At 68.1% G+C, this 20,036-nt stretch carries 25 protein-coding genes and 1 tRNA gene; 15 read left to right on the plus strand and 11 right to left on the minus strand.

Annotation, left to right across the window (positions count from 1 at the left end; all coding sequences use genetic code 11):
* Positions 1-47 precede the first annotated feature (47 nt).
* Positions 48-713 carry an energy transducer TonB gene (locus tag D1610_RS05205; protein ID WP_118863100.1) on the minus strand — a complete coding sequence of 222 codons (666 nt, stop codon included), beginning with the start codon at positions 711-713 and terminating at the stop codon, positions 48-50.
* A gap of 222 nt (positions 714-935) precedes the next feature.
* On the opposite strand from D1610_RS05205, the gene D1610_RS05210 reads away from it, so the two are divergent.
* Positions 936-1,781 carry a hypothetical protein gene (locus D1610_RS05210; protein ID WP_245941996.1) on the plus strand — a complete coding sequence of 282 codons (846 nt, stop codon included), beginning with the start codon at positions 936-938 and terminating at the stop codon, positions 1,779-1,781.
* Between the two features lie 31 nt (positions 1,782-1,812).
* Here the strand turns inward: D1610_RS05210 and D1610_RS05215 are convergent, their stop codons facing one another.
* Positions 1,813-2,181, minus strand: coding sequence for a dihydroneopterin aldolase (locus tag D1610_RS05215; RefSeq protein WP_118863102.1), 369 nt, complete (start codon positions 2,179-2,181; stop codon positions 1,813-1,815).
* Positions 2,182-2,197: 16 nt separating this feature from the next.
* Positions 2,198-2,830 (minus strand): glutathione S-transferase family protein, encoded by a 633-nt coding sequence (locus D1610_RS05220; protein WP_118863103.1) that lies wholly within the window; start codon positions 2,828-2,830, stop codon positions 2,198-2,200.
* 55 nt (positions 2,831-2,885) lie between these two features.
* Here D1610_RS05220 and D1610_RS05225 point away from each other — a divergent pair, with 55 nt between their 5' ends.
* Genes D1610_RS05225 through D1610_RS05240 form a run of 4 tightly spaced genes read left to right on the plus strand, consistent with a single transcriptional unit; the run spans position 2,886 to position 5,796 of the window.
* Positions 2,886-3,383, plus strand: a complete 498-nt coding sequence (locus D1610_RS05225) for a GNAT family N-acetyltransferase (RefSeq protein ID WP_118863104.1) — start codon at positions 2,886-2,888, stop codon at positions 3,381-3,383.
* A gap of 39 nt (positions 3,384-3,422) precedes the next feature.
* Positions 3,423-3,989 carry a DUF1285 domain-containing protein gene (locus D1610_RS05230; protein WP_118863105.1) on the plus strand — a complete coding sequence of 189 codons (567 nt, stop codon included), beginning with the start codon at positions 3,423-3,425 and terminating at the stop codon, positions 3,987-3,989.
* On the plus strand, positions 3,986-4,588 hold the full coding sequence (locus tag D1610_RS05235) for a CoA pyrophosphatase (RefSeq protein WP_118863106.1): 603 nt from the start codon (positions 3,986-3,988) through the stop codon (positions 4,586-4,588). The genes D1610_RS05230 and D1610_RS05235 overlap by 4 nt, the downstream gene beginning before the upstream one ends.
* Positions 4,576-5,796 (plus strand): CCA tRNA nucleotidyltransferase, encoded by a 1,221-nt coding sequence (locus D1610_RS05240; RefSeq protein ID WP_118863107.1) that lies wholly within the window; start codon positions 4,576-4,578, stop codon positions 5,794-5,796. The genes D1610_RS05235 and D1610_RS05240 overlap by 13 nt, the downstream gene beginning before the upstream one ends.
* Here the strand turns inward: D1610_RS05240 and D1610_RS05245 are convergent.
* The 3 genes from D1610_RS05245 to D1610_RS05255 all read right to left on the minus strand — a co-directional run bounded on the left by D1610_RS05245 (position 5,766) and on the right by D1610_RS05255 (position 10,670).
* Positions 5,766-7,457 (minus strand): putative bifunctional diguanylate cyclase/phosphodiesterase, encoded by a 1,692-nt coding sequence (locus tag D1610_RS05245; protein WP_118863108.1) that lies wholly within the window; start codon positions 7,455-7,457, stop codon positions 5,766-5,768. The two genes, D1610_RS05240 and D1610_RS05245, sit on opposite strands and share 31 nt — an antisense overlap.
* A gap of 64 nt (positions 7,458-7,521) precedes the next feature.
* Positions 7,522-9,756 (minus strand): DNA topoisomerase IV subunit A, encoded by a 2,235-nt coding sequence (parC, locus tag D1610_RS05250; protein WP_118863109.1) that lies wholly within the window; start codon positions 9,754-9,756, stop codon positions 7,522-7,524.
* Positions 9,756-10,670 carry a LysR substrate-binding domain-containing protein gene (locus tag D1610_RS05255; protein WP_182466707.1) on the minus strand — a complete coding sequence of 305 codons (915 nt, stop codon included), beginning with the start codon at positions 10,668-10,670 and terminating at the stop codon, positions 9,756-9,758. The genes parC and D1610_RS05255 overlap by 1 nt, the downstream gene beginning before the upstream one ends.
* Before the next feature lie 99 nt (positions 10,671-10,769).
* On the opposite strand from D1610_RS05255, the gene D1610_RS16995 reads away from it, so the two are divergent.
* The 4 genes from D1610_RS16995 to kynU all read left to right on the plus strand — a co-directional run bounded on the left by D1610_RS16995 (position 10,770) and on the right by kynU (position 13,299).
* Positions 10,770-10,928: a hypothetical protein gene (locus D1610_RS16995; protein WP_182466708.1), complete on the plus strand. Its 159-nt coding sequence runs from the start codon at positions 10,770-10,772 to the stop codon at positions 10,926-10,928.
* 72 nt (positions 10,929-11,000) lie between these two features.
* Complete coding sequence (locus D1610_RS17235) at positions 11,001-11,141, plus strand: hypothetical protein (protein WP_222926939.1); 141 nt, start codon at positions 11,001-11,003, stop codon at positions 11,139-11,141.
* A 47-nt stretch (positions 11,142-11,188) separates the two neighbouring features.
* Positions 11,189-12,091 carry an alpha/beta hydrolase gene (locus D1610_RS05260; protein WP_182466709.1) on the plus strand — a complete coding sequence of 301 codons (903 nt, stop codon included), beginning with the start codon at positions 11,189-11,191 and terminating at the stop codon, positions 12,089-12,091.
* Positions 12,088-13,299, plus strand: coding sequence for a kynureninase (gene kynU, locus D1610_RS05265; RefSeq protein ID WP_118863110.1), 1,212 nt, complete (start codon positions 12,088-12,090; stop codon positions 13,297-13,299). The genes D1610_RS05260 and kynU overlap by 4 nt, the downstream gene beginning before the upstream one ends.
* Here the strand turns inward: kynU and D1610_RS05270 are convergent.
* Both D1610_RS05270 and D1610_RS05275 read right to left on the minus strand, forming a co-directional pair.
* A complete protein-coding gene (locus tag D1610_RS05270; RefSeq protein ID WP_118863111.1) occupies positions 13,296-13,679 on the minus strand; it encodes a type II toxin-antitoxin system VapC family toxin in 384 nt (127 codons plus the stop codon). The genes kynU and D1610_RS05270 overlap by 4 nt on opposite strands.
* Positions 13,676-13,936: a type II toxin-antitoxin system Phd/YefM family antitoxin gene (locus D1610_RS05275; protein ID WP_118863112.1), complete on the minus strand. Its 261-nt coding sequence runs from the start codon at positions 13,934-13,936 to the stop codon at positions 13,676-13,678. Before D1610_RS05275 ends, D1610_RS05270 begins: the two co-directional genes overlap by 4 nt.
* A gap of 178 nt (positions 13,937-14,114) precedes the next feature.
* Between D1610_RS05275 and purC the strand changes: the two genes are divergently transcribed.
* The 3 genes from purC (at position 14,115) to D1610_RS05290 (ending at position 17,596) form a co-directional block, all read left to right on the plus strand.
* Complete coding sequence (gene purC / locus D1610_RS05280) at positions 14,115-14,894, plus strand: phosphoribosylaminoimidazolesuccinocarboxamide synthase (protein ID WP_118863113.1); 780 nt, start codon at positions 14,115-14,117, stop codon at positions 14,892-14,894.
* A gap of 93 nt (positions 14,895-14,987) precedes the next feature.
* Positions 14,988-16,229 (plus strand): HupA family protein, encoded by a 1,242-nt coding sequence (locus tag D1610_RS05285; protein WP_118863114.1) that lies wholly within the window; start codon positions 14,988-14,990, stop codon positions 16,227-16,229.
* Positions 16,226-17,596: a surface lipoprotein assembly modifier gene (locus D1610_RS05290; RefSeq protein ID WP_118863115.1), complete on the plus strand. Its 1,371-nt coding sequence runs from the start codon at positions 16,226-16,228 to the stop codon at positions 17,594-17,596. Before D1610_RS05285 ends, D1610_RS05290 begins: the two co-directional genes overlap by 4 nt.
* 16 nt (positions 17,597-17,612) lie before the next feature.
* Here the strand turns inward: D1610_RS05290 and D1610_RS17000 are convergent, their stop codons facing one another.
* Positions 17,613-17,756: a hypothetical protein gene (locus D1610_RS17000; protein ID WP_222926975.1), complete on the minus strand. Its 144-nt coding sequence runs from the start codon at positions 17,754-17,756 to the stop codon at positions 17,613-17,615.
* Between the two features lie 155 nt (positions 17,757-17,911).
* Here D1610_RS17000 and purS point away from each other — a divergent pair, with 155 nt between their 5' ends.
* Entirely contained in the window at positions 17,912-18,148 is a 237-nt protein-coding gene (purS, locus tag D1610_RS05295) for a phosphoribosylformylglycinamidine synthase subunit PurS (protein ID WP_118863116.1), read from the plus strand.
* Positions 18,145-18,810 carry a phosphoribosylformylglycinamidine synthase subunit PurQ gene (gene purQ / locus D1610_RS05300; protein WP_118863117.1) on the plus strand — a complete coding sequence of 222 codons (666 nt, stop codon included), beginning with the start codon at positions 18,145-18,147 and terminating at the stop codon, positions 18,808-18,810. Before purS ends, purQ begins: the two co-directional genes overlap by 4 nt.
* Here purQ and D1610_RS05305 read toward each other — a convergent pair.
* Together D1610_RS05305 and D1610_RS05310 are read right to left on the minus strand one after the other, a co-directional pair.
* A complete protein-coding gene (locus tag D1610_RS05305; protein ID WP_118863118.1) occupies positions 18,807-19,121 on the minus strand; it encodes a hypothetical protein in 315 nt (104 codons plus the stop codon). The two genes, purQ and D1610_RS05305, sit on opposite strands and share 4 nt — an antisense overlap.
* On the minus strand, positions 19,118-19,843 hold the full coding sequence (locus D1610_RS05310) for a queuosine precursor transporter (RefSeq protein WP_118863119.1): 726 nt from the start codon (positions 19,841-19,843) through the stop codon (positions 19,118-19,120). Before D1610_RS05310 ends, D1610_RS05305 begins: the two co-directional genes overlap by 4 nt.
* 58 nt (positions 19,844-19,901) lie before the next feature.
* On the opposite strand from D1610_RS05310, the gene D1610_RS05315 reads away from it, so the two are divergent.
* A tRNA-Arg gene (locus tag D1610_RS05315) sits at positions 19,902-19,978 on the plus strand.
* The last annotated feature ends 58 nt before the right edge of the window (positions 19,979-20,036 follow it).

Consider the following 20,036-nt stretch of genomic DNA (forward strand, 5'->3'; position numbering starts at 1 on the left):
TTCGGTGGCTTTCCTCTTATCAATCTAAAAGCGTTGCCTGGGACTGGTTATTCTTCCAGCCGCCAGGTGACGCCGGGCATGTTGTAGGTCGAAGCTATCGGATTGCCGGCGGCATCCAGCGCGGGCTGGAACCGGCCCCGTCGACGCGCCAGCTGGCAGGTCTTCTCGTCCAGCGACGAAGATCCGCTCGATGAGGTGACGGTGCAATCGGAAACCCGGCCCCGGGTGTCGATCGACAGGCGCACGCGGACGGTCCCTTCCTCGCCGCGGCGCTGCGCGTCGGGGGGATAGTCGTCGAGCGGGAACCAGTCGCCCGGGTTGCCGCGGACGGCGGCCGCCTTGCTGACGGCAGGCGGCGCGGGCGGCGCGGGCGGCGGCGCCGGCGGCGCGATCGGCGTGGGGACGAACACCGGCGGGGGCGTCCGCACCGTCTGCATGATCACCGGCGGCGGCGTGTTGGTCTGCACGATCGGCGGGGGCGCGACGACGGGCGGCGGCTCCATCGGCTGATCGGGCGGCGGGGGCGGCGGCTCCTCTTCGGGGGGCGGCGGCTCTTCCTTCACGTCGAACGTGTTGAGATCCTCGGCCACCTTCTTGACCACATTATAGGCCAAGCCGGTGATCAGGACATAGCCGAGCACGGCGTGGATCAGCGCGACGATGACGATCGCGACGATCCTGCTCGAACCCTGATTTCTGTCAGCGTATGCCATTCAGAGACGAAACTCCTATTTGCGACATCCGGACCGGGTGCACGCCGCATGGCCCGCAGGTCTGGAACTGCCCTCGATTATCCTCATGTTCGGCAGAGCGCGAGTCTCTATCGCCCACTCCCAACCGACGCAAACGCTTTGTCCTGCGCAACAAACGTACAACCGCGTCGCGACAATTTTATTTCTGTATCCCTGCGGCCGATTGCCGTAACGCTCCATCGCATGAAGCGTTTCCCAGCCGCAGCCGCGCTTAGCCTCGCCGCTTGCGCCCTTTCTGTCGAGTCTTATGCGCAACCCTTTGTTAACCAGAGCGAAACGGCTCCGGTCGGGCCGAGCTACGCGCGCACCGCGTCGCTGGTCATCGCAGCACCTTTGGTGATCGATGCGACCATCAGCCGCGCGACGGTGCTTCCCCCCGAACGTGCGCCCGGTGTCAATCCGGGACATGCGCGCTTTTATATCGAGGCGAACGTGCTCGGGCTGATTCGCGGCAGCAGCGGCGTCGCCGCGGAGATCGCCTACCTCGCCGACGTGCCCCTCGATTCGCGCGGAAAGCCGCCCAAGCTCAAGCGGCTTCGCGTGATGCTGTTCGCCCGCCCCGTCCCCGGCAAGCCCGGCGAAGTGCAATTGGTCCGTCCCGACGGCCAGGTCGCCTGGAGCCCAGCGCTGGACGCGCAGGTCCGCGCGATCGCGGCGGAGGTCGTGCGCCCCGATGCGGCGCCATCGATCACCGGGATCGGCAGCGCGATCCACGTTCCCGGCAGCCTGGTCGGCGAAGGCGAGACGACGATCTTCCTGCAGACGCCCGATCAGCAGCCGGTGTCGCTCACCATCATCCGCCGTCCGGGCCAGCAGCGGCAATGGTCGGTCTCGCTGAGCGAGGTAGTGACCAACACCATGGGGCCGGTCCGCCCGAACACGCTGTTGTGGTATCGTCTCGCCTGCTCGCTGCCCGAGGCGCTGCCCCAGTCCAGCCTGGAGAGCATGGGCCCCGCCGACGCCGCGATCGCGCGCGAGGACTACCGCTTCGTGCTGGACCAGCTCGGCCCCTGCGACACGGATGCCTGAAGGCTGATCGACATTTAGCTGACTACAGGACCTAAGACCGCGCGCGCACCAGCGTGATGCCGATCGATTCGCCATGTTCGGCGATGGCGAGCTTGACGATGCGCACCGTGACCCGCGCCACGCGCGGGTCGGCATCGAACAGCCGGCCGCAGATATGGTCGGCGACGCCCTCGATCAGCGTGAAATGCACGCCCGCCGGCAGCTCGGTCGCGGCGCGCTTGAGGTCGAGATAGTTCTTGGACGATGAAAGCGGGGTGTCGGGCGCGAACCGCACCGGGCAATCCAGCTCGGCCGAGATCGAGATGCGCAGCGGCTGCGGCAGATGCGTCTCCTCCGAATAGATGCCGGTCAGCACCGGCACCTCGAGATCGTGCACCTCCAGCGTCAGCGAATCGGTCAAGCGCGTCTTCCCGGAATCAAGCCCCGGCGCTGGGGCGCGCCGACGCGGCCTGATACCAGCGTCCGACATGGCGGCAAGCCTCGGGCACGGCCAGCTTCGCCGCGCGGGCGAAATCCAGCGTCACCAGCGCGGTGATGTCGGCGAAGCTGAAATCCTCGCCGGCGATCCAGGTGCTGCCGGCAAGCTGCGTGTTGAGCGCTTCGAGGCACGCGCTCCACATGATCGTGCCGCGGTCGATCAGCTCGGGGATTTGCGGGATCACCGGCCATTTGCCGGGCAGGCCGCGGTCGCGCATCGCGGGGATGGTGTTGCGCAGCACCTTCACCACCCCGTCATAGCCTTCATGCTCGATGCGGCGGGTCCAGCTTTCGATTCGCGCGATCTCGACCGGCGTCGTGCCGAACAGCGGCGGTTCGGGCTGCGCCGCTTCGAAATAGCGGCAGATCGCGCCCGATTCGGTGATCACCTCGCCATCGTCCAGCGCCAGCGCGGGCACCACCCCGCGCGGATTGATCCTGAGATATTCGGGGCTGAGCTGCTGGTCGGCGCGCAGGTCGATCACCTCGCGATCCACCTCGATTCCCTTTTCGGCGAGATAGATGCGCACCCGGCGCGGGCTCGGCGCCCAGACGGCGTCGTACAGCTTCATGATTCGGCCTTCCCTTTGGCGCGGACGAGGGTAAAGCGCGCGTCCTCCTACGACAATGACGCTCGCCGCGCTCACCCTCGCCCCGCTCGCCGCGGTGACGCCCGATGCGATCGAAGCGCTGCTCGACCGCGCGTTCGGCGCGGATCGGCACGGGCGGACGGCATATCGCCTGCGCGAGGGCGCGATGGCGATCCCGGCGCTGAGCTTCGCGGCGTTCGACGGCGGCGCGCTCGCGGGCACGCTGCAATGCTGGCCCGTCGCGCTGGACGGCGAACCGATGGTGATGGTCGGACCGGTGGCGGTCGAGCCGGCGCGCCAGAACACCGGTGTCGGCCGCGCGATGATGTGGGCAATGCTGGCTTCGGCGGAAACCGATCCGTTTGGCGATGTGCTGATGATGGTCGGCGATCCGGACTATTATCATCAGTTTGGCTTCGACGCGTCGGGGACGGCAGGCTGGCGCCTGCCCGGCCCGTGGGAACCACACCGTTTGCTCGCCCGGATGACAGGCGATCGCGCGCGCGGCCTGTCGGGAATGCTCGCCCCGCGTTGACCCTTTGCGCGGGCGCGCGGGTTCGCCTACCTGCATTCGATGCCGATGCCGCCGCCCCCCGATCTCGCCAGCCTGAGCATCGCCGACGCCGCGCGCCTCGTCGCAGAACGGAAACTGCCGCCGGTCGATCAGTGGAACCCCTCGCATTGCGGCGACAGCGAGATGCGCATCGCGCGCGACGGCACCTGGTTCCACCAGGGATCGCCGATCGGCCGCAAGGAGATGGTGCGGCTGTTCTCGACCGTGCTCAGGCGCGAGGCCGATGGCCGCCACGTCCTCGTCACCCCGGCGGAGAAGCTGGACATCGCGGTGGAGGACGCGCCCTTCGTCGCTGTCGAGCTGAAGCGCGAGGGCGCGGGGCGCGACGCCAGGCTCGCCTTCCGCCTCAACACCGGAGAGCTGGTCGTGGCCGGGCAGGCGCATCCGCTGCGATTCGCCGCCAAGGACGATGGCCCTCACCCCTATCTGCTGGTGCGCGGCCGCCTCGAGGCGCTGGTCGCGCGCAGCGTCTTCTACGAACTCGCCGAGATCGCGCTCGCGGAGGGCCATCAGCCGCCGGGCGTCTGGAGCGACGGCGCCTTCTTTCCCTTCGAGGGCGACCAATGACGCTGGCGGAGCGGCTGCGCGCCGCGCTCCAAGCCGATCCTTCGCATGAGATCGAGCTGCTGATCGGCGATACGCGCGACGCCGATATGGCCGACGGCGAGACGCTGATGCGCGCCGCGGTGCTGGTGCCGATCACCGATCGGCCGCGCCCCGGCGTCATCCTCACCGAGCGTTCGGCGGACCTGTCGCGCCACGCCGGCCAGATCGCCTTTCCCGGCGGGCGGATCGATCCCGGCGATGCCGATGCGACCGCGGCGGCGCTGCGCGAGGCCGAGGAGGAGCTGGGCATCCCCGCCTCGATCGTCCAGGTGGCCGGCGTGGCGGACGGCTACCGCACCATCACCGGCTTCGACGTGACGCCGGTGCTTGGGGTGATTCCGCCGGACCTTGCGCTCGCGCCCAACGCCGGCGAGGTCGCCGACTGGTTCGAGATGCCGCTCGACCACCTTCTCGATCCCGCCAACCATAGCGAGGCGAGCGTCGAATGGCTGGGCCGCGAACGGCATTATTACGAGATCTTCTGGCAGGACCGCCGCATCTGGGGCGCGACCGCCGCCATCGTCGTCAATCTCGCGCGCAGGCTGGCATGGACGCGGTGATCCTGCCCGAGGCGCCCTGGCGGCATCGCGCAGGGCTCGACGCGCTGATCGCGGCGCTCGGCGAAGGGCATGCCCGCTTCGTCGGCGGCGCGGTCCGCGACACGCTGCTGGGGCTGGAGGTGAGCGACATCGACATCGCCACCGTCCATCAGCCCCACACCGTAATCAAACGTCTGCGCGCAAACGGCATTACCGTAGTGCCGACCGGCCTCAAGCACGGCACCGTCACCGCCGTCCTGCCCGACGGCCCGATCGAGGTGACGACGCTGCGTCGCGATGTCGAGACGCATGGCCGCCACGCCACCGTCGCCTTCACCGACGATTGGTGCGAGGACGCCGGCCGCCGCGATTTCACGATCAACGCGCTCTATGCCGATCCCGCCACCGGCGAGGTGTTCGATCCGTTCGGCGGGCTGGACGATCTCGCCGCCGGCCGCGTCCGCTTCATCGGCGATCCGCTGCTCCGCATCGCCGAAGACCATCTGCGGATTCTCCGCTACTTCCGCTTCCATGCGCGTTTCGGCGGCGCGGAGATGGACGGGGCGGCGCTCGACGCGTGCGCCGCGCGCGCGAACGACCTGATGGCGCTGTCGCGCGAACGCATCGCCGACGAGTTGACCAAGCTGCTCCCCTCCCCCCGCGCGCCCGAGGTGCTGCGGGTGATGGTCGATCGCGGCGTCCTCCGCGCCGTCCTGCCCGAGATCGACGCGGAAGGCGTCGCGCGCCTGGAAGAACTCGCCGCGCGCGAAGCCGAGCACGCCATCGCTCCCGATCCCGACCGCCGGCTGGCGGCGTTGTTGCCGGACGATCCGGCCCTGGCCGAGGAGATCGCCATACGCCTCCGCCTCTCCAACGCCCGCCGCAAGCGGCTCGCCGCGGCGGTCGTGCCGCTCGACCCGGCGCGGCCGCCCCGCGCGCTCGCCTACCGGATCGGCGTCGTCGCGCTGCTCGACCGGGCGCTGCGCTCCGCCCCGGACGCCGCGCTGCCGGCGATCCTCGCCGCGATAGCCGGCTGGACCCCGCCCCGCCTGCCGCTCGGCGGCGGCCGGCTCGTCGCGCTCGGCGTCACCGCCGGGCCCGATGTCGCGCAGCTGATGAAGCAGGTCGAGGACGCCTGGATCGCCGAGGATTTCCCCGATTCAGCGCGCGTCGACCAGCTCGCCCGCGACGTCGCCGATCACTGGTTGCGCGCGCACAACTCGGCATAGGCCTGCTCGGCCTCCAGCGGCTGCGCGTAGAGATAGCCCTGGCCGTAGGTGCAGCCGAGCGCGCCCAACGTCTGGGCGAGCGCATTGGTCTCGATCCCCTCCGCCGTTGTCGCCTTGCCAAGCGCCTGGGCGAGGCTCAGGATCGCGCGGACGATTGCCAGCTTGTCGCGGTCGGCGAGCATCGCGGTGACGAAGCTGCGGTCGATCTTGAGGATGTCGATCGGCAGCTTCTGGAGCAGCGACAGGCTCGAATAGCCCGTGCCGAAATCGTCCATCGCCAGCCGCGCGCCCAGCCGGCGCAGCGCGCGCATCGTCTCGCCGATCCGCGACTGATCGCCGATGATCGCGCTCTCGGTGAGCTCGAGCGTCATTGCGCTCCCCTCGACCTTGTGCTCGGCCAGCGCCTGGCGCAGGCAGCGGACGACATCGTCCTGCTGGAACTGGATCGCCGACAGGTTGATCGACATGCCGATGCTCTGCCCCGGATCGCCGCGCTGGCGCCAGTCGGCGAGCGTGCGCACCGCCTCGTCCATCACCCAGCGGCCGAGCGGGACGATCAGGCCCGATTCCTCGGCGACCGGGATGAAATCCCCGGGCGAGACATCGCCGTCCGCGCGCCGCCAGCGGGTCAGCGCCTCGAACGAGACGATCCGGCCGGAGCCCAGGTCGACGATCGGCTGGTAACTCAGTCTCAGCTCGCCCGAATCGATCGCGCGGCGCAGGTCGGTCTCCAGCCCGAAGCGCCGGCGCTCGATATCGAACGCGCCCGCCTGATAGATCTCGACCTTACGCGTCGCCTTGGCCGCCTTGACCGCGAACTGGGCGTTGCGGATCAGGTCCTGCGCGCAATCGTCCGCGTCGGCGGCGTCGCCGCCCAGCGCCACGCCGATCGAGCAATCGATGCGGATGTCGAATTCGGAGAGGCGGAACGGCGCCGCCAGCGCGCCGCGCACGCGATCCGCGACCTGCAACGCGTCGGCCACGCCATTATCGAGCGCGAGCAATATGCCGAACTCGTCGCCGCCGGTGCGCGCGAGCGAATCGTGCCCGCGCAGCGCGGACTTGATCCGGCGGGCGGCGGTGATCAGCAGCTCGTCGCCGGTCATGCCGCCCAGGCACGCGTTGACCCGGCTGAAGCGGTCAAGATCGACCACCAGCACCGCATGATTGTCGGGCTTGCCCTGGTCGAGGTCGATCAGTTCCTCGATCCTGTCGGCGAAACCCGCGCGGTTGAGCAGCCCGGTCAGCGGATCGGTGAACATCTCGCGCCGCGCATGCCTGGCGGTGCGCAGCTCGGCGGTGCGATCGACCAGGGTGACCAGACAGCCGGGGAAATTGGCGTCGCGCCGGGCGATCGTCACCTCATATTGCCGCCCGTCGATCTGGCTGCCCGCCTGCCAGGGAAAGCTGGTGGTCAGCGCCTTGCTGGCAAGGAAGCCAGCGATGCGTGCGCCCAGCGCCACCATCAAGCCGGGATGGCGCTCATCGCCCATCAGCCCGGCCCGCAGGAACGGCCCGTTGGCCGCGGTGATCTCGAGCTCGCCCGGCCCCTGCACCACCGCCGCCGGGATCGGCAGCAGGTTGATGTGCGCCCCCGCCGCAGCGCGGCTCGCCGCCAGCGCATCCTGGGTTTTCTGGTCGAGGGCCTGCGCATCCGCCATGCGGGCATGGGCGTAGGGCGAAGAAGGTTAAGAACGCCTTAAACTGGCCGGTTTTGGGACAGTTTCAAACGAAACGATTGTGGCGCGGAAAGCCGTTGGGCGGCATCCGCCCCGCCGCCCCGCGCGCGGTCCGCCACGGCGACATATCGGGCTCCGATCGGGTGCGGCCGCTCTCGCCGCCCATCGTCCAGCTCAGTCCCTCGGCGAAGGTGAAGGCGATCGCGTCGGAAAGCCCGCCGTCGCGGTAGCGCTGCAGCTGCACCCCCTGCCCGCGCCCAAGCTCGGGCAGCTCGGCGAGGGGGAATACCACCAGCTTGCGGTTGTCGCCGATCGCCGCGACATAATCGGCGCCGGCGGCGATCGGCCGGACGACGCGCAACCGCGCACCGGGGCGAGGATTGACCACCTGCTTGCCCTTGCGCGTCTCGGCGATGACGTCGGCGACCCGGCCGACGAAGCCGCGGCCGTCGCTGGAGGCGAGCAGCAGCCGTCCGTCGGTGCGTGCCGGCAGCAGCGCGACGATCTCCTGTTCGCCCTCTATATCGAGCAGCAGCCGCACCGGCTCGCCGAAGCCGCGCCCGCCGGGCAGCTTGTCGGAGGCCAGCGTCCAGGCGCGGCCGTTCGCACCGAACAGCAGCAGCTTGTCGGTGGTCTGCGCATGGAAGGCGAACAACGGCCCGTCGCCCTCCTTGAACTTCAGCGTATCGGCGGCGGCGAGATCGCGGTGCCCGCTCATCGCCCTGATCCAGCCGCGCTGGGAAAGGATGACGGTGATCGGCTCGCGTTCGATCATCGCCTCCAGCGGGATGTCGCGCGCGGGTGCGGCCTCCTCGACATCGGTGCGGCGGCGCCCGAGCGCCGTATCGCGGCCATAGCGCGCGCCGAGCGCCGCCAGGTCCTTCTTCATCCTCGTGCGCTGCCGCGCCGGGCTGTCGATCAGCGCTGCGAGCGTCTCGCGCTCCCTGGTCAGCGCGTCCTGCTCCTTGCGGATCTCCATCTCTTCCAGCCGGCGCAGGCTGCGCAGCCGCATGTTGAGGATCGCCTCGGCCTGACGGTCGGTCAGGCCGAACTCGTCGATCATCACCGGCTTCGGCTCGTCCTCGGTGCGGATGATCTGGATCACCCGGTCGAGGTTGAGGAAGGCGATCATATAGCCGGCGAGCAGCTCCAGCCGGTCGTCGATCTTGGCCAGGCGGTGCTGCGAGCGGCGCAGCAGGACCTCGAACTGGTGCCTGAGCCAGGCGGTCAGGACCGCCTTCAGGCTCATCACGCGCGGGGTGCGATCGGCATCGAGCACGTTGAGGTTCAGGCCAACGCGCGATTCGAGATCGGTCAGCCGGAACAGGCTTTCCATCAGCAGCTCGGGCTCGACCGTGCGGCTGCGCGGTTCGAGGACGATGCGGATCTCGGCGTCCGATTCGTCGCGGACATCGGCGAGGATCGGCAGCTTCTTCTCGTTGACCAGGGCGGCGATCGCTTCGATCAGCTTGCCCTTGGTGACGCCGTAGGGGATTTCGGTGACAACCGCCTGCCACTGGCCGCGCCCCTCATCCTCCTTGTGCCAGCGCGCCCGGACGCGGAAGGACCCGCGCCCGGTGGCATAGGCCTCGGCGATGGCGGCGGGGCTGTCGACGATGATCCCGCCGGTCGGCAGATCGGGGCCGCGGACATGCTGGAGCAGCGCGGCGTCCTCGGCATCGGGCTGATCGACCAGCATGATCGCGGCGTCGACGATCTCGGCGACATTGTGCGGCGGGATGCTGGTGGCCATGCCGACGGCGATGCCGCTCGCGCCGTTGGCGAGCAGATTGGGGAACAGGCCGGGGAAGATCTCGGGCTCTTCCTCCTCGCCATTATAGGTCGGGCGGTAATCGACCGTGCCTTCGTCGAGGCCAGCCATCAGGTCGATCGCCGCCTGGGTCAGCCGCGCCTCGGTATAGCGGTAGGCGGCGGGGTTATCGCCGTCGATATTGCCGAAATTGCCCTGCCCGTCGACCAGCGGGTAGCGCAGCGCGAAATCCTGCGCGAGCCGGACCATCGCGTCATAGACCGACTGGTCGCCGTGCGGGTGGTATTTGCCGATCGTGTCACCCACCACGCGCGCGCACTTCTTGTAGCCCGCCGCCGGATCGAGCCGCAGCAGCCGCATCGCCCAGAGCAGCCGCCGATGGACCGGCTTCAGCCCGTCGCGCAGATCGGGCAGCGAACGCGCGGTGATCGTCGACAGCGCATAGACCAGATAGCGTTCGGACAGCGCGGTATCGAAGGGGGTGTCGGTGGCGTGGGTCGTCGGGTCCATTAGCCGTCGCTAGCAGGCGACGGCGCGGGAGGCGAGAGTCCCTCCGCGCCTTCGGTGAGGATCCAGTCACGAAAGGCGCGGATCTTGGCCACGTTTGCCCGCTCTTCCGGGTAGACCAGCCAGAAGTAGTGATCGGCGTCGACGCCGGGAAAGGGCTGGACGAGCAGGCCGCTCGCCAGCTCGGCCTGCCACATCAGCGGATTGACGATCGCCACCCCCTGCCCCGCCACCGCCGCGCGCCCCTCCATCACCTGCGAATTGAGCCGGATGGCGGGCCGCGTCCGCGCGTCCTTCGCGGCATCGGCGGCGCCGAAGAAGATATCCCACCAGAAATCGTCGGGGCTGAGCAACGGCAGCCGGGCGAGATCGGCGGGCGCGGCGAACGGCCCGTGCGCCGCGGCCAGCGCCGGGCTCATCACCGCGGCGATGGTCACGCGCATCAGCAGGTGGCGTTTCAGTCCCGGCCACGGTCCCTTGCCGCCGCGCACCGCGACATCGATCCCGTCGCGGGCGAAATCGACGAAGCTGTCGGACACGTGCAGCCGCACCGCCATATCGGGCCGCGCCATCTGAAACCCGCCCAGCCGCCCGGCAAGCCAGTTGACCGCAAAGGTGTTCGAGCTGCTGACGCTCAGCACCGATGCGTCCTCGCAGCGGGCCTCGGCGAAGGCGGTGGCTATACGTTCGAGCGCGGGGTGGAGCTGAGCGGCGATGCGCGCGCCGGCCTCGGTCAGCGCGACGCCGCGCTTGCCGCGCGCGAACAACGGGAAGCCCAGCCGGTCCTCGAGCAGCCTGACCTGCTGGCTGACGCCGGCCTGGGTCATCCCCAGCTCCTCCGCGGCGCGGGTGAAGTTGGCGTGCCGCGCCGCCGCCTCGAACACGCGAACGGCGGCGAGCGGGGGCAGCGGGATCATCTCTCATCATTAGCACCGCTTATGAAAGCCCGCCAACTCCTTGTTGGCGCGCCGCGCGGATAATCGCCAATTCCATCGGACAGGACGATGGAGGCTGCCATGCAACACCCCGATGACTTCAAGGGCTGGGCCGACAATCATGCGGCGCTCAGCACCGATATCCACAAGCTCGTGACCCGGCTGATGCGCGGCTTCGAAATACTCGTGGCGCGCGAATACGACGCGCCCTGGCGCCGCCGTCGGCAGAAGTGCGGATGAGGGACAAGTATCGGCTGGACGATATCGACCCGCTCAATTGCGGATATTCGTGGTTTCGTCTATGTCGCGACGATGTCCGACGGGCCATCATCGAACGAGGAACGGCGTTCGCAAGACCGGCGCGGCGCTGACCGGCGCGTTCAGGACGACCCGGACTATGCCGGGCCGGAACGGCGGACCGGCGAACGTCGCAAGGGCGATCGCCGCAAGTAGCCAGGGCGGGCATTGCCGCGGCCGGGCGCTGCCATTAGCAGTGACGCATGGTCCGCGCCCGTCTGCTCGTCCCGGTGTTCCTGCTCATGACCGCCTGCTCCACCGCCGCTCCCGAAACCCGCGCGCCGATGACGTGGGACGATCTCACCAGCCGTGCGCGGCCTGCGCCCGATGTCGAGGTCCGCTACGGCGAGGATCCGTATCAGGTCGTCGATCTGTGGAAGCCCGCCGGAGACGGCCCCTTTCCCACCGTGCTGATGGTCCATGGCGGCTGCTGGACGACCAGCGTCGCCGATCGCACGCTGATGGCGTGGATCGCGGACGATCTCAGGGGGCGCGGCATCGCGGTGTGGAACATCGACTATCGCGGCGTCGACCGGCCCGGCGGCGGCTATCCCGGCACCTTCCACGACGTCGCCAGGGCGGCCGACGCGCTGCGCGCCAATGCCGCGGCGCATGGGCTCGATCTTTCGCGCGTGGTCGCGGTGGGTCATTCGGCGGGCGGGCATCTGGCGCTGTGGCTCGCCGGCCGGCCGAAGCTGCCGGCGGACAGCAGGCTGCGCACTGGCGACCCGCTGCCGATCGCGTCGGTGGTCAGCCTGGGCGGCCTGCCCGATCTGGAGCAGGCGCGTGCCGAGGAACAGGGCTGCGGTCCGCAAGTGATCGACCAGCTGGTCGGCCCGCCGACGATATCCAGCCGCCAGGTCTATCGCGACACCTCCATCCCGCAGCTGGCGCCGCTGGGCGTGGAACAGGTGCTGGTGAACGGCGACGCCGACCGCATCATCCCGACGCATTTCGCCGGTGATTATGCAGCGAAGATGCGCGCCGCGGGCGACGAGGTGACGGTCCACATCGTGCCGGACCAGGGCCATGTCGAGCTGATCGCGCCCGACAGCCCGGCATGGGCGCGCGCCGCCCAGGCGATCGAGCAGGCGCTAGGCCGATGACGCTGGAAGAGGCTTGCGCCGCCGACGCCGCCGATCCGCTCCGCGCCTGCCGCGACCGCTTCGCGTTGCCCGAGGGGGTGATCTACCTAGATGGCAACTCGCTCGGCGCGCTGCCCGCCGCGACGCCCGCCAGGCAGGCAGACCTGGTCGAACGCCAATGGCGCGACCGGCTCATCCGCGGCTGGAACGAGGGCTGGATCGAGGCCCCTCGCCGCGTCGGCGCGAAGATCGCCCCCCTGATCGGCGCCGCTCCGCACGAGGTGATCGCCGCCGATTCCACCTCCGCCAATCTCTTCAAGCTCATTGTCGCCGTGTTGCAGGCGGGCGAGCGGCGAACGGTGCTGAGCGAGGCGGGCAATTTCCCGACCGACCTGCACGTCGCCGAAGGGGCGGTGCGATGCGTGCCCGGCGCGCGGCTGGAGATTGTCACCCGCGAGTCAATTGCCGCTTCGATCGGCGCGGACACCGCGCTCGTCGTCTTGACGCATGTTCACTACAAGACCGCGCAACGTTATGATATGAAATCGATTACGGCCGCGGCCCTCGCCGCCGGCGCGATGATCCTCTGGGACCTCAGCCACAGCGCCGGCGCGGTCGCGGTGGACCTGAACAGCGCCGATGCGGACCTCGCGGTCGGCTGCGGCTACAAATACCTCAACGGCGGGCCCGGCGCGCCGGCCTGGCTGTTCGTCGCCGAACGCCATCAGGATCGCCTGGCCAATCCCCTGTCGGGCTGGATGGGCCATGCCCAGCCCTTCGCCTTCACCGACGCCTACGAGCCCGCGCCCGGCATCGACCGCTGGCTGTGCGGCACGCCGCCGGTGCTGGCGCTCTCCGCACTCGAAGCCGGCCTCGCAACCTTCGACGGGGTGTCGATGCCAGCGCTCGAAGCCAAGGGCGCGCGTCTGTTCGATCTGTTCGCCGCTCGCGCCGCGGCACCCGGCCTGGAGTGCGTCACCCCGGCCGATCCCGCCGCGCGCGGTTCGCATATTTCGTTCCGCCATCCGCACGCCTGGCCCATCAACAATGCGCTGATCGAAGCCGGCGTGATCGGCGATTTCCGCGCGCCCGACATTCTGCGATTTGGCCTGACGCCGCTTTACACCGGATATGAGGATGTGTGGCGAGCGACCGAGATACTGGGCGAAGTTCTCGCCACTGAACGCTGGCGCGAGTCCCGCTTTGCGGAGCGGAGTCGGGTGACCTAGCTGCAGACCATCGTCTTCGCCTGATAGCGACCGATCCTTCGATCAGCGGTGACCAACGTGGCATCTTCGATAATCGCTTGGGCGATTATCAGATGGTCGAACGGATCACGATGATGATCGGGCAGTCTCAGGACAGCGTGGATATGGTTGGGCCTGATCGCAAGCCGCGTGAAATCAGCCCCTGCGGCCTCGCGCTCGATCAGGCTCGAATCCACCTTCAGCTTGCCTATGCGGGACTTGATGGCGATCTCCCACAAGGACACGTCGCTGATCAGAACGATATTGGCCGGATCACTGATGCAATCGCGGGCATGGCTGCCAAGGCGCCCGTCATCCTCCAGCCACCACAACAGGACATGGGTGTCGACCAGCAGCTTCAAGGGAATATCGGCCCGTTCTCCATGATATCGAGCAGGTCTTCGTCCATTTCGTCGAAATCCTCCGCGATCCAGATCTTGCCCTTGAGAGCGCCTGGCTTGCGCGGATCGCGCACGGCGTCACGCACTTCACCCAGCTCGGCGATGGGCTTGCCGCGCGACATCACGACGAACCTTTCGCCCCGCTGCGCCCGCGTAAGGTACGCGCTGAGATTACCACGAAACTCGCGGACACCCACTTCCGTCGCCATCGTTGCCATGACCCAGCTCCTTGTGCACACATGATGTGGACACATAGCGCCGCGCTGTCAACACCCGCCTGATTGCGGCCCTGCGCGCCATCGGCTATAGGCGCGCCTCCACGCCCCGGCTCGCGCGAGTCCACATCTCCCGCGCCGCCGGGGCCGTTCTTTTTGCGACAAGGAAGCCCGACCGCCCATGTCCCGCCGCCGCCAGATCTATGAGGGCAAGGCCAAGATCCTCTACGAGGGGCCCGAACCCGGCACGCTGATCCAGTATTTCAAGGATGACGCGACCGCGTTCAACGCGCAGAAGAAGGGCACGATCAGCGGCAAGGGCGTGCTCAACAACCGCATCAGCGAGCATGTCTTCACGCTCCTTTCGCACATCGGCGTGCCGACGCACTTCATCCGCCGCCTCAACATGCGCGAGCAATTGATCCGCCAGGTCGAGATCATCCCGATCGAGGTCGTCGTGCGCAACGTCGCCGCCGGATCGCTGAGCAAGCGGCTGGGGATCGAGGAAGGCACGCAGCTGCCGCGCACGATCATCGAATATTACTATAAGGACGATGCGCTGGGCGATCCGATGGTCGCCGACGAGCATATCGCCTGCTTCGGTTGGGCGAGCCAGGAGGAGATGCACGACATCGCCGACCTGGCGATTCGGGTGAACGATTTCATGTGCGGCCTGTTCGCCGCGGTCGGCATCCGGCTGATCGACTTCAAGCTGGAGTTCGGCCGCATCTGGGACAACGATTATGCCCGCGTCATCCTGGCCGACGAGATCAGCCCCGACGGCTGCCGCCTGTGGGACATGGAATCGAACGAGAAGCTCGACAAGGATCGCTTCCGCCAGGATCTGGGCGGCGAGGTCGAGGCTTATCAGGAGGTCGCGCGCCGGCTGGGCCTGCTGCCCGAAGGCGGCGACACCGCGGTGCTCGATCTCGACAGCCACCGGAAGCGCCGCGGCAAATAAAGCGCCGAAGCGGGGATCGGCCTTAAAGGCTGTTTAACCATCAGCGGGTTATCCCGCCCTTCGAGAGATCAGTCTTCCTCGAAGGGCCTCACGATGCGCAACTATTTGATCCTGATGAGCGCAACCGCGCTGGCGGCTTGCGGCGGCGGCGGCGGACCGGAGGCTGTCGGCGGCACCGCGCCCCCGCCCGTACCCGGCGGCGGCGGCACGCCGACACCGACCGCGCACAGCTTCGTCGAACCGACGCAGAACAAGGTCTATGAAGGCGTGGGCTCGGTCCATTCCTACAATTATTCCACGCGATCCGACGCCTCGGGCCAGTATAGCGAGCTCTATGCGGGCGACGCGACCACCGCGCGCGACGGCGGCATCACCATCGCCTATTCGCCTCGCGATGCGATCTTCGAACTGACGATCAACCGCACCAAGGCCGGCGTGGACACCTCGCCGCTTCGTTTCCAGGATCCGGCGCACCGCACCGATTTCGATGGCGCACGCCAACCGCAGGCCGGCGTGCCCGATATCGACAACCGCAACATCCAGTATCTGCAGGCCGGCTCGGGCGGAGGCGATCCGCTGCCGCCCTATGTCAATCCGGAGCCGAGCTATTCGACGCTGCCCTATGGCGGCAACCAATATCAATCGGACGTCGTCACCTATTTCTATCAGAAGCCCGGCACGACCACGCGCTATGTGACCTATGCGGGCTTCGTCCGCAACAAGGTGAACGTGGTCGAGGTCACGGTGGAAGGCCAGCTCGACGCGAACGGCGATCCGTACAAGTATCTGGAGAACAACTACACGCTGGAACGCGCGGCATTCGCCTATGGCGAACGCACGCCCAACAGCGCGGTGCCGCGTTCGGGCAGCGCCACGTTCAGCGGCGACATGATCGCATCGATGGTGTTCAATCCGAAGCTCGACGATCCCGGCGCAGCCGCGGACACCTATTTCCAGTGGATCACCGGATCGGGCACGCACACGGTCGATTTCGGCACGCTCGGCATCCTGTCCAGCTTCACCGGCCGCGTCGGGCCGATCGCGCGCGACGCCTATTCGGATGGCGACCACGACATGCCCGAAGGCTCGACCTTCACCGCCAATGCGCATGCCGCGATCGACCTGGTCGGCAAGGGCGGCTTTTTCGGCCAGTTCGACAGCGCGTCGTTCCGCCGGCCCGACGGCTCGACCTTCACGCTGAACATCGCCGGATCGAGCATCGACGGCGCCTTCTTCGGCCCAGGCGCGGAAGAGATCGGCGGCGGCTTCCGCGTGGTCGGCGGCACGCCCGACGAGCGGATCGACATCCTCGGCGCGTTCACGGGCAAGAAATGATCCGGTTCGGGGCGGCGCTGACGGCCGCCCTCCCCCTCTTCCTCGCCGGCCCCGCGCTGGCGCAGGTCGCCGCGCGCCCGCTGATCGACCAGTGCGTGGCGAACACCTGCAAGGCGCGGCTCACCGCGCCGCAACTGCTCGTCGAGGTGCAGGCGCTGATCGCGGCGAAGCGCTATGCCGAAGCGAAGCCGATGCTCGCCGCCTTGGGACGCGATCCGGCGCTGAAGCTGGAGACCCGCTATCTGACCGGCTTCATTGCCGCCGAGGAAGGGGATCTCGACACGGCGATCGGCGAGTATCGCGCGATCCTTTCCGACGATCCCGGCCAGACCCGCGTGCGGCTGGAGCTTGCCCGCGCCTATCTGCTGCAGGGCAAGACCGCGAGCGCGGACCATCATTTCAAGCTGGCGCAGGCGGACGAATCGCTGCCGCCCGACATCGCGCGCGTGGTGCGCAGCGCGCGCAACATCATCCGTTCCAAGCGGGCATGGACCTTCAACGTCGATCTGGGCTTCGCGCCCGATTCGAACATCAACAACGCCACCGACGCCAACGGCGTCACGCTCTTTTTCGGCGACACCCCGCTCGAATTCACGCTGGACGAAGCCGCCAAGGCGCGCTCGGGAACCGGGCTCACCGGGCTGATCCAGGCCGGCCTGCGGCTGCCGGTCGCCGATCGTGCGTCGATGCTGCTCGATCTCGACCTCAACGGCACCGATTACGGCGGCAGCGACTTCGACGATTATACCGCCCAATTCGCCGCCGGACCCGAGTTCCGCCTCTCCGACAGCCTGAGCGTTTCGGCGCAGGCGGTTGGGGCGCAGCGTTGGTTCGGCGGCGATCTGGCGAGCCGCCAGGCGGGCGCGCGCGTCGCTGTGCAAGTGGCGCTCAGCGACATCAGCCGCGTCGGCGTGCAGATCGATGCGCGCCGCACCGATACGATGTTCGACGCGGGCTATGACGGCTGGCAGGCGGGCGTCTACGCCTCTTACGAACATGCGGTCGCGCGCAATGCGATCGCCTCGGCCAGCATATTCGCGCGGCGCGAATGGCTGAATGCGCCCGCCTATTCGAACAAGGAGGGGGGCGCCGCGATCGGCATCGGCGCGGAGCTGCCCTGGGGGTTCAATGCGGGCGCCAATATCGGCGCATCACGCGCGGTCTATGACGCGGCCATTCCGCTCTTCTCCGCGGAGCCGCGCCGCGACTGGCGGGTCAATGGCCGGCTGACCGTCGGCAACCGCAAGCTTCAGCTGATGGGCTTCTCGCCTTCGCTCACCGTCTCAACCTATCGCACGATCAGCGGGATCGAATATTTCTCCAACGACCGCACGCGCATCCGCTTCGGCCTCGCGCGCTATTTCTGAGCGCGAGCCGACCCGATCAGCTGCGGTTGCGGAACGCCGCGATCACCCCGAAGAGGAAGGAGGCGATCATGGCCAGCTGGACGTCGCCATCGGTGTCGGTCCAGCCGAAGATCTGCTTGCCGAACGCAAACAGCGCCACGAACATCGCGATCGCAAGCATTGCCATAGTCACAACCCCATACGCGTCCGCCGCAATCCAGGACGGCGTTCATCGACGCGGCATCATCGCACCGGCTGGTTAAAGGGACGTTTCCCTTGCCGCCCGCACCCGCAATCGCCATAGGAGCGCGCATCCGGACAGGAGCCTCAGCCACCATGAAAGCCCGCATCTTCGTCACCCTCAAGCCGGGCGTGCTCGATCCGCAAGGGCGCGCGATCCACCACGCCTTGGGCGGCCTCGGCTTTGACGGCGTCAACGATGTGCGCGCGGGCAAGCTCATCGAGCTCGACGTGGCGGACGGCACCAGCGATGCCGATCTCGACGCGATGTGCCGCAAGCTGCTCGCCAACACCGTGATCGAGAACTACCGGATCGAAAAGGCGGCGGCATGAAGACCGCGGTCATCGTCTTTCCCGGATCCAATTGCGATCGCGACATGGCGGTCGCGCTGGAGGCGGTCACCGGGCGCGCGCCGGCGATGGTGTGGCACGGCGATAGCGAGCTGCCCGACGGAACCGGGCTGATCGCGCTGCCCGGCGGCTTTTCGTACGGCGATTATCTGCGCTGCGGCGCGATCTCCGCGCGCTCGCCGATCGTCAAGGCGGTGATCGAGGCCGCCGAGCGCGGCGTGCCGGTGCTGGGCGTGTGCAACGGCTTCCAGGTGCTGACCGAGACGGGCCTGCTGCCGGGCGCGCTGATGCGCAACGCCGGGTTGAACTTCGTCTGCCGCGACGTCGCGCTCACGGTCGAAAACAGCCAGACCGCCTTCACCAACGGATACCAGAAGGGCGAGACGATCACCTTTCCGGTCGCGCACCATGACGGCAGCTACTTCGCCGACGACGCGACGCTCGACGCCCTGGAAGGGGAAGGCCGCGTCGCCTTCCGCTATGCCGAGCCGGTCAACGGCGCCGCGCGCGGCATCGCCGGCATCGTCAACAAGGCGGGCAACGTGCTGGGCATGATGCCCCACCCCGAACGCCGCATCGAATCCGCGCACGGCGGCGACGACGGGAGGCGGCTGTTCGAGGGGCTGGTCGCCGCGATCGCCTAGCGCTTGAGCAGTCGGGTGTAGCGCGCAAGCAGCGTCAGCGCGGTCGGCCAGAACAGCGTGTTCCAGATATCCTTCCAATTGCCCGCCGGATATTGCGTCAGCCCCAGGCGGAGCCGGTCGAGCATATCCCAGGCCTCCCCGATCAGCGCCGCGGCGAGCACCGCCAGCCACGGCTTGCCGCCCCTCAGCGGCCAGCGGAAGAGCGCCGCCGATCCCAGCAGCAGGATCAGCCCGACATAGATGTGCAGCGCGTCCCTGGCGAGGCCGACGCCTTCGATCAGCCAGAGCTTGGCGGTCTGGAGCGAGTTCACACCCGCGTCCTGAAAGGCGTGAAGTTGGTGCCGGTATCGAACACGTCCACCCCTTCACGGCGCTTGAGGCTGCCGACGACCGCGTAGGTGACGGGGGTCAGAACCGCTTCCCAGGCGACCTTCATCGCCCAGTTGGTGGCCATCACGATCAGCACCTGCCGTGTTTCCCACACGCCAAGGAAAGCGAGGGGATAGAAAATCAGGCTATCGACGCCCTGTCCTACGATGGTCGATCCGATGGTCCGGCTCCACAACGCCTTGCCCTTGGTCCAGATCTTCATCCGCGCCATGACGAAGGAGTTGACGAACTCACCCGCCCAGAAGGCGATGATCGAGGCGAAGACGATGCGCGGCACCTGGCCGAACACCGTCTCGTACGCGTCCTGTCCCAGCCAGCCCGCGGCGGGCGGCAGGCTGACGACCACCCAACTCATCAGCGCCATGAACAGCAGCGCGACGAAGCCGGCCCAGATACAGCGCCGCGCGCGGGCATAGCCGTACACCTCGGTCAGCACGTCGCCGATGACATAGCCAAGCGGGAAGAACAGAATGCCCGCGCCGAAGGTGACGCCGCCCAGTTCCGCCACCTTGCCGGCGCCGATCACGTTCGACAGCAAGAGCACGGTGACGAACGCCGCCATGACGAAATCGAAATAGCGGAAATGCGTACCCGTCGCCGCATCGGCGCGAATCGCGCGAACGCCGAAATCCCCCTGAGTCATGCGCGCGACCCTATCGATGTTTCGCGCCGCCGCAATCCGCGCTAGGGGCTTCAGCGACGCGCCCGTAGCTCAGCTGGATAGAGCACGAGACTTCTAATCTTGAGGCCGCAGGTTCGACTCCTGCCGGGCGCGCCAGCCTCCTTCGCTTTGGCCGCAAGATGCGGGGCGCGGACCGGCCTGTGATGCTCTAGAT

The sequence above is a fragment of the Sphingomonas gilva genome (genome assembly GCF_003515075.1).
GTDB lineage: Bacteria > Pseudomonadota > Alphaproteobacteria > Sphingomonadales > Sphingomonadaceae > Sphingomonas > Sphingomonas gilva.

What these genes read in the sequence shown, in the direction of transcription:
- D1610_RS05205 (WP_118863100.1), bottom strand. Translation starts at nt 713, where the DNA reads ATGGCATACGCTGACAGAAATCAGGGTTCGAGCAGGATCGTCGCGATC.
- D1610_RS05210 (WP_245941996.1), top strand. Translation starts at nt 936, where the DNA reads ATGAAGCGTTTCCCAGCCGCAGCCGCGCTTAGCCTCGCCGCTTGCGCC.
- D1610_RS05220 (WP_118863103.1), bottom strand. Translation starts at nt 2,830, where the DNA reads ATGAAGCTGTACGACGCCGTCTGGGCGCCGAGCCCGCGCCGGGTGCGC.
- D1610_RS05225 (WP_118863104.1), top strand. Translation starts at nt 2,886, where the DNA reads ATGACGCTCGCCGCGCTCACCCTCGCCCCGCTCGCCGCGGTGACGCCC.
- D1610_RS05230 (WP_118863105.1), top strand. Translation starts at nt 3,423, where the DNA reads ATGCCGATGCCGCCGCCCCCCGATCTCGCCAGCCTGAGCATCGCCGAC.
- D1610_RS05235 (WP_118863106.1), top strand. Translation starts at nt 3,986, where the DNA reads ATGACGCTGGCGGAGCGGCTGCGCGCCGCGCTCCAAGCCGATCCTTCG.
- D1610_RS05240 (WP_118863107.1), top strand. Translation starts at nt 4,576, where the DNA reads ATGGACGCGGTGATCCTGCCCGAGGCGCCCTGGCGGCATCGCGCAGGG.
- D1610_RS05245 (WP_118863108.1), bottom strand. Translation starts at nt 7,457, where the DNA reads ATGGCGGATGCGCAGGCCCTCGACCAGAAAACCCAGGATGCGCTGGCG.
- parC (WP_118863109.1), bottom strand. Translation starts at nt 9,756, where the DNA reads ATGGACCCGACGACCCACGCCACCGACACCCCCTTCGATACCGCGCTG.
- D1610_RS05255 (WP_182466707.1), bottom strand. Translation starts at nt 10,670, where the DNA reads ATGATCCCGCTGCCCCCGCTCGCCGCCGTTCGCGTGTTCGAGGCGGCG.
- D1610_RS16995 (WP_182466708.1), top strand. Translation starts at nt 10,770, where the DNA reads ATGCAACACCCCGATGACTTCAAGGGCTGGGCCGACAATCATGCGGCG.
- D1610_RS17235 (WP_222926939.1), top strand. Translation starts at nt 11,001, where the DNA reads ATGTCCGACGGGCCATCATCGAACGAGGAACGGCGTTCGCAAGACCGG.
- D1610_RS05260 (WP_182466709.1), top strand. Translation starts at nt 11,189, where the DNA reads ATGGTCCGCGCCCGTCTGCTCGTCCCGGTGTTCCTGCTCATGACCGCC.
- kynU (WP_118863110.1), top strand. Translation starts at nt 12,088, where the DNA reads ATGACGCTGGAAGAGGCTTGCGCCGCCGACGCCGCCGATCCGCTCCGC.
- D1610_RS05275 (WP_118863112.1), bottom strand. Translation starts at nt 13,936, where the DNA reads ATGGCAACGATGGCGACGGAAGTGGGTGTCCGCGAGTTTCGTGGTAAT.
- purC (WP_118863113.1), top strand. Translation starts at nt 14,115, where the DNA reads ATGTCCCGCCGCCGCCAGATCTATGAGGGCAAGGCCAAGATCCTCTAC.
- D1610_RS05285 (WP_118863114.1), top strand. Translation starts at nt 14,988, where the DNA reads ATGCGCAACTATTTGATCCTGATGAGCGCAACCGCGCTGGCGGCTTGC.
- D1610_RS05290 (WP_118863115.1), top strand. Translation starts at nt 16,226, where the DNA reads ATGATCCGGTTCGGGGCGGCGCTGACGGCCGCCCTCCCCCTCTTCCTC.
- D1610_RS17000 (WP_222926975.1), bottom strand. Translation starts at nt 17,756, where the DNA reads ATGCTTGCGATCGCGATGTTCGTGGCGCTGTTTGCGTTCGGCAAGCAG.
- purS (WP_118863116.1), top strand. Translation starts at nt 17,912, where the DNA reads ATGAAAGCCCGCATCTTCGTCACCCTCAAGCCGGGCGTGCTCGATCCG.
- purQ (WP_118863117.1), top strand. Translation starts at nt 18,145, where the DNA reads ATGAAGACCGCGGTCATCGTCTTTCCCGGATCCAATTGCGATCGCGAC.
- D1610_RS05310 (WP_118863119.1), bottom strand. Translation starts at nt 19,843, where the DNA reads ATGACTCAGGGGGATTTCGGCGTTCGCGCGATTCGCGCCGATGCGGCG.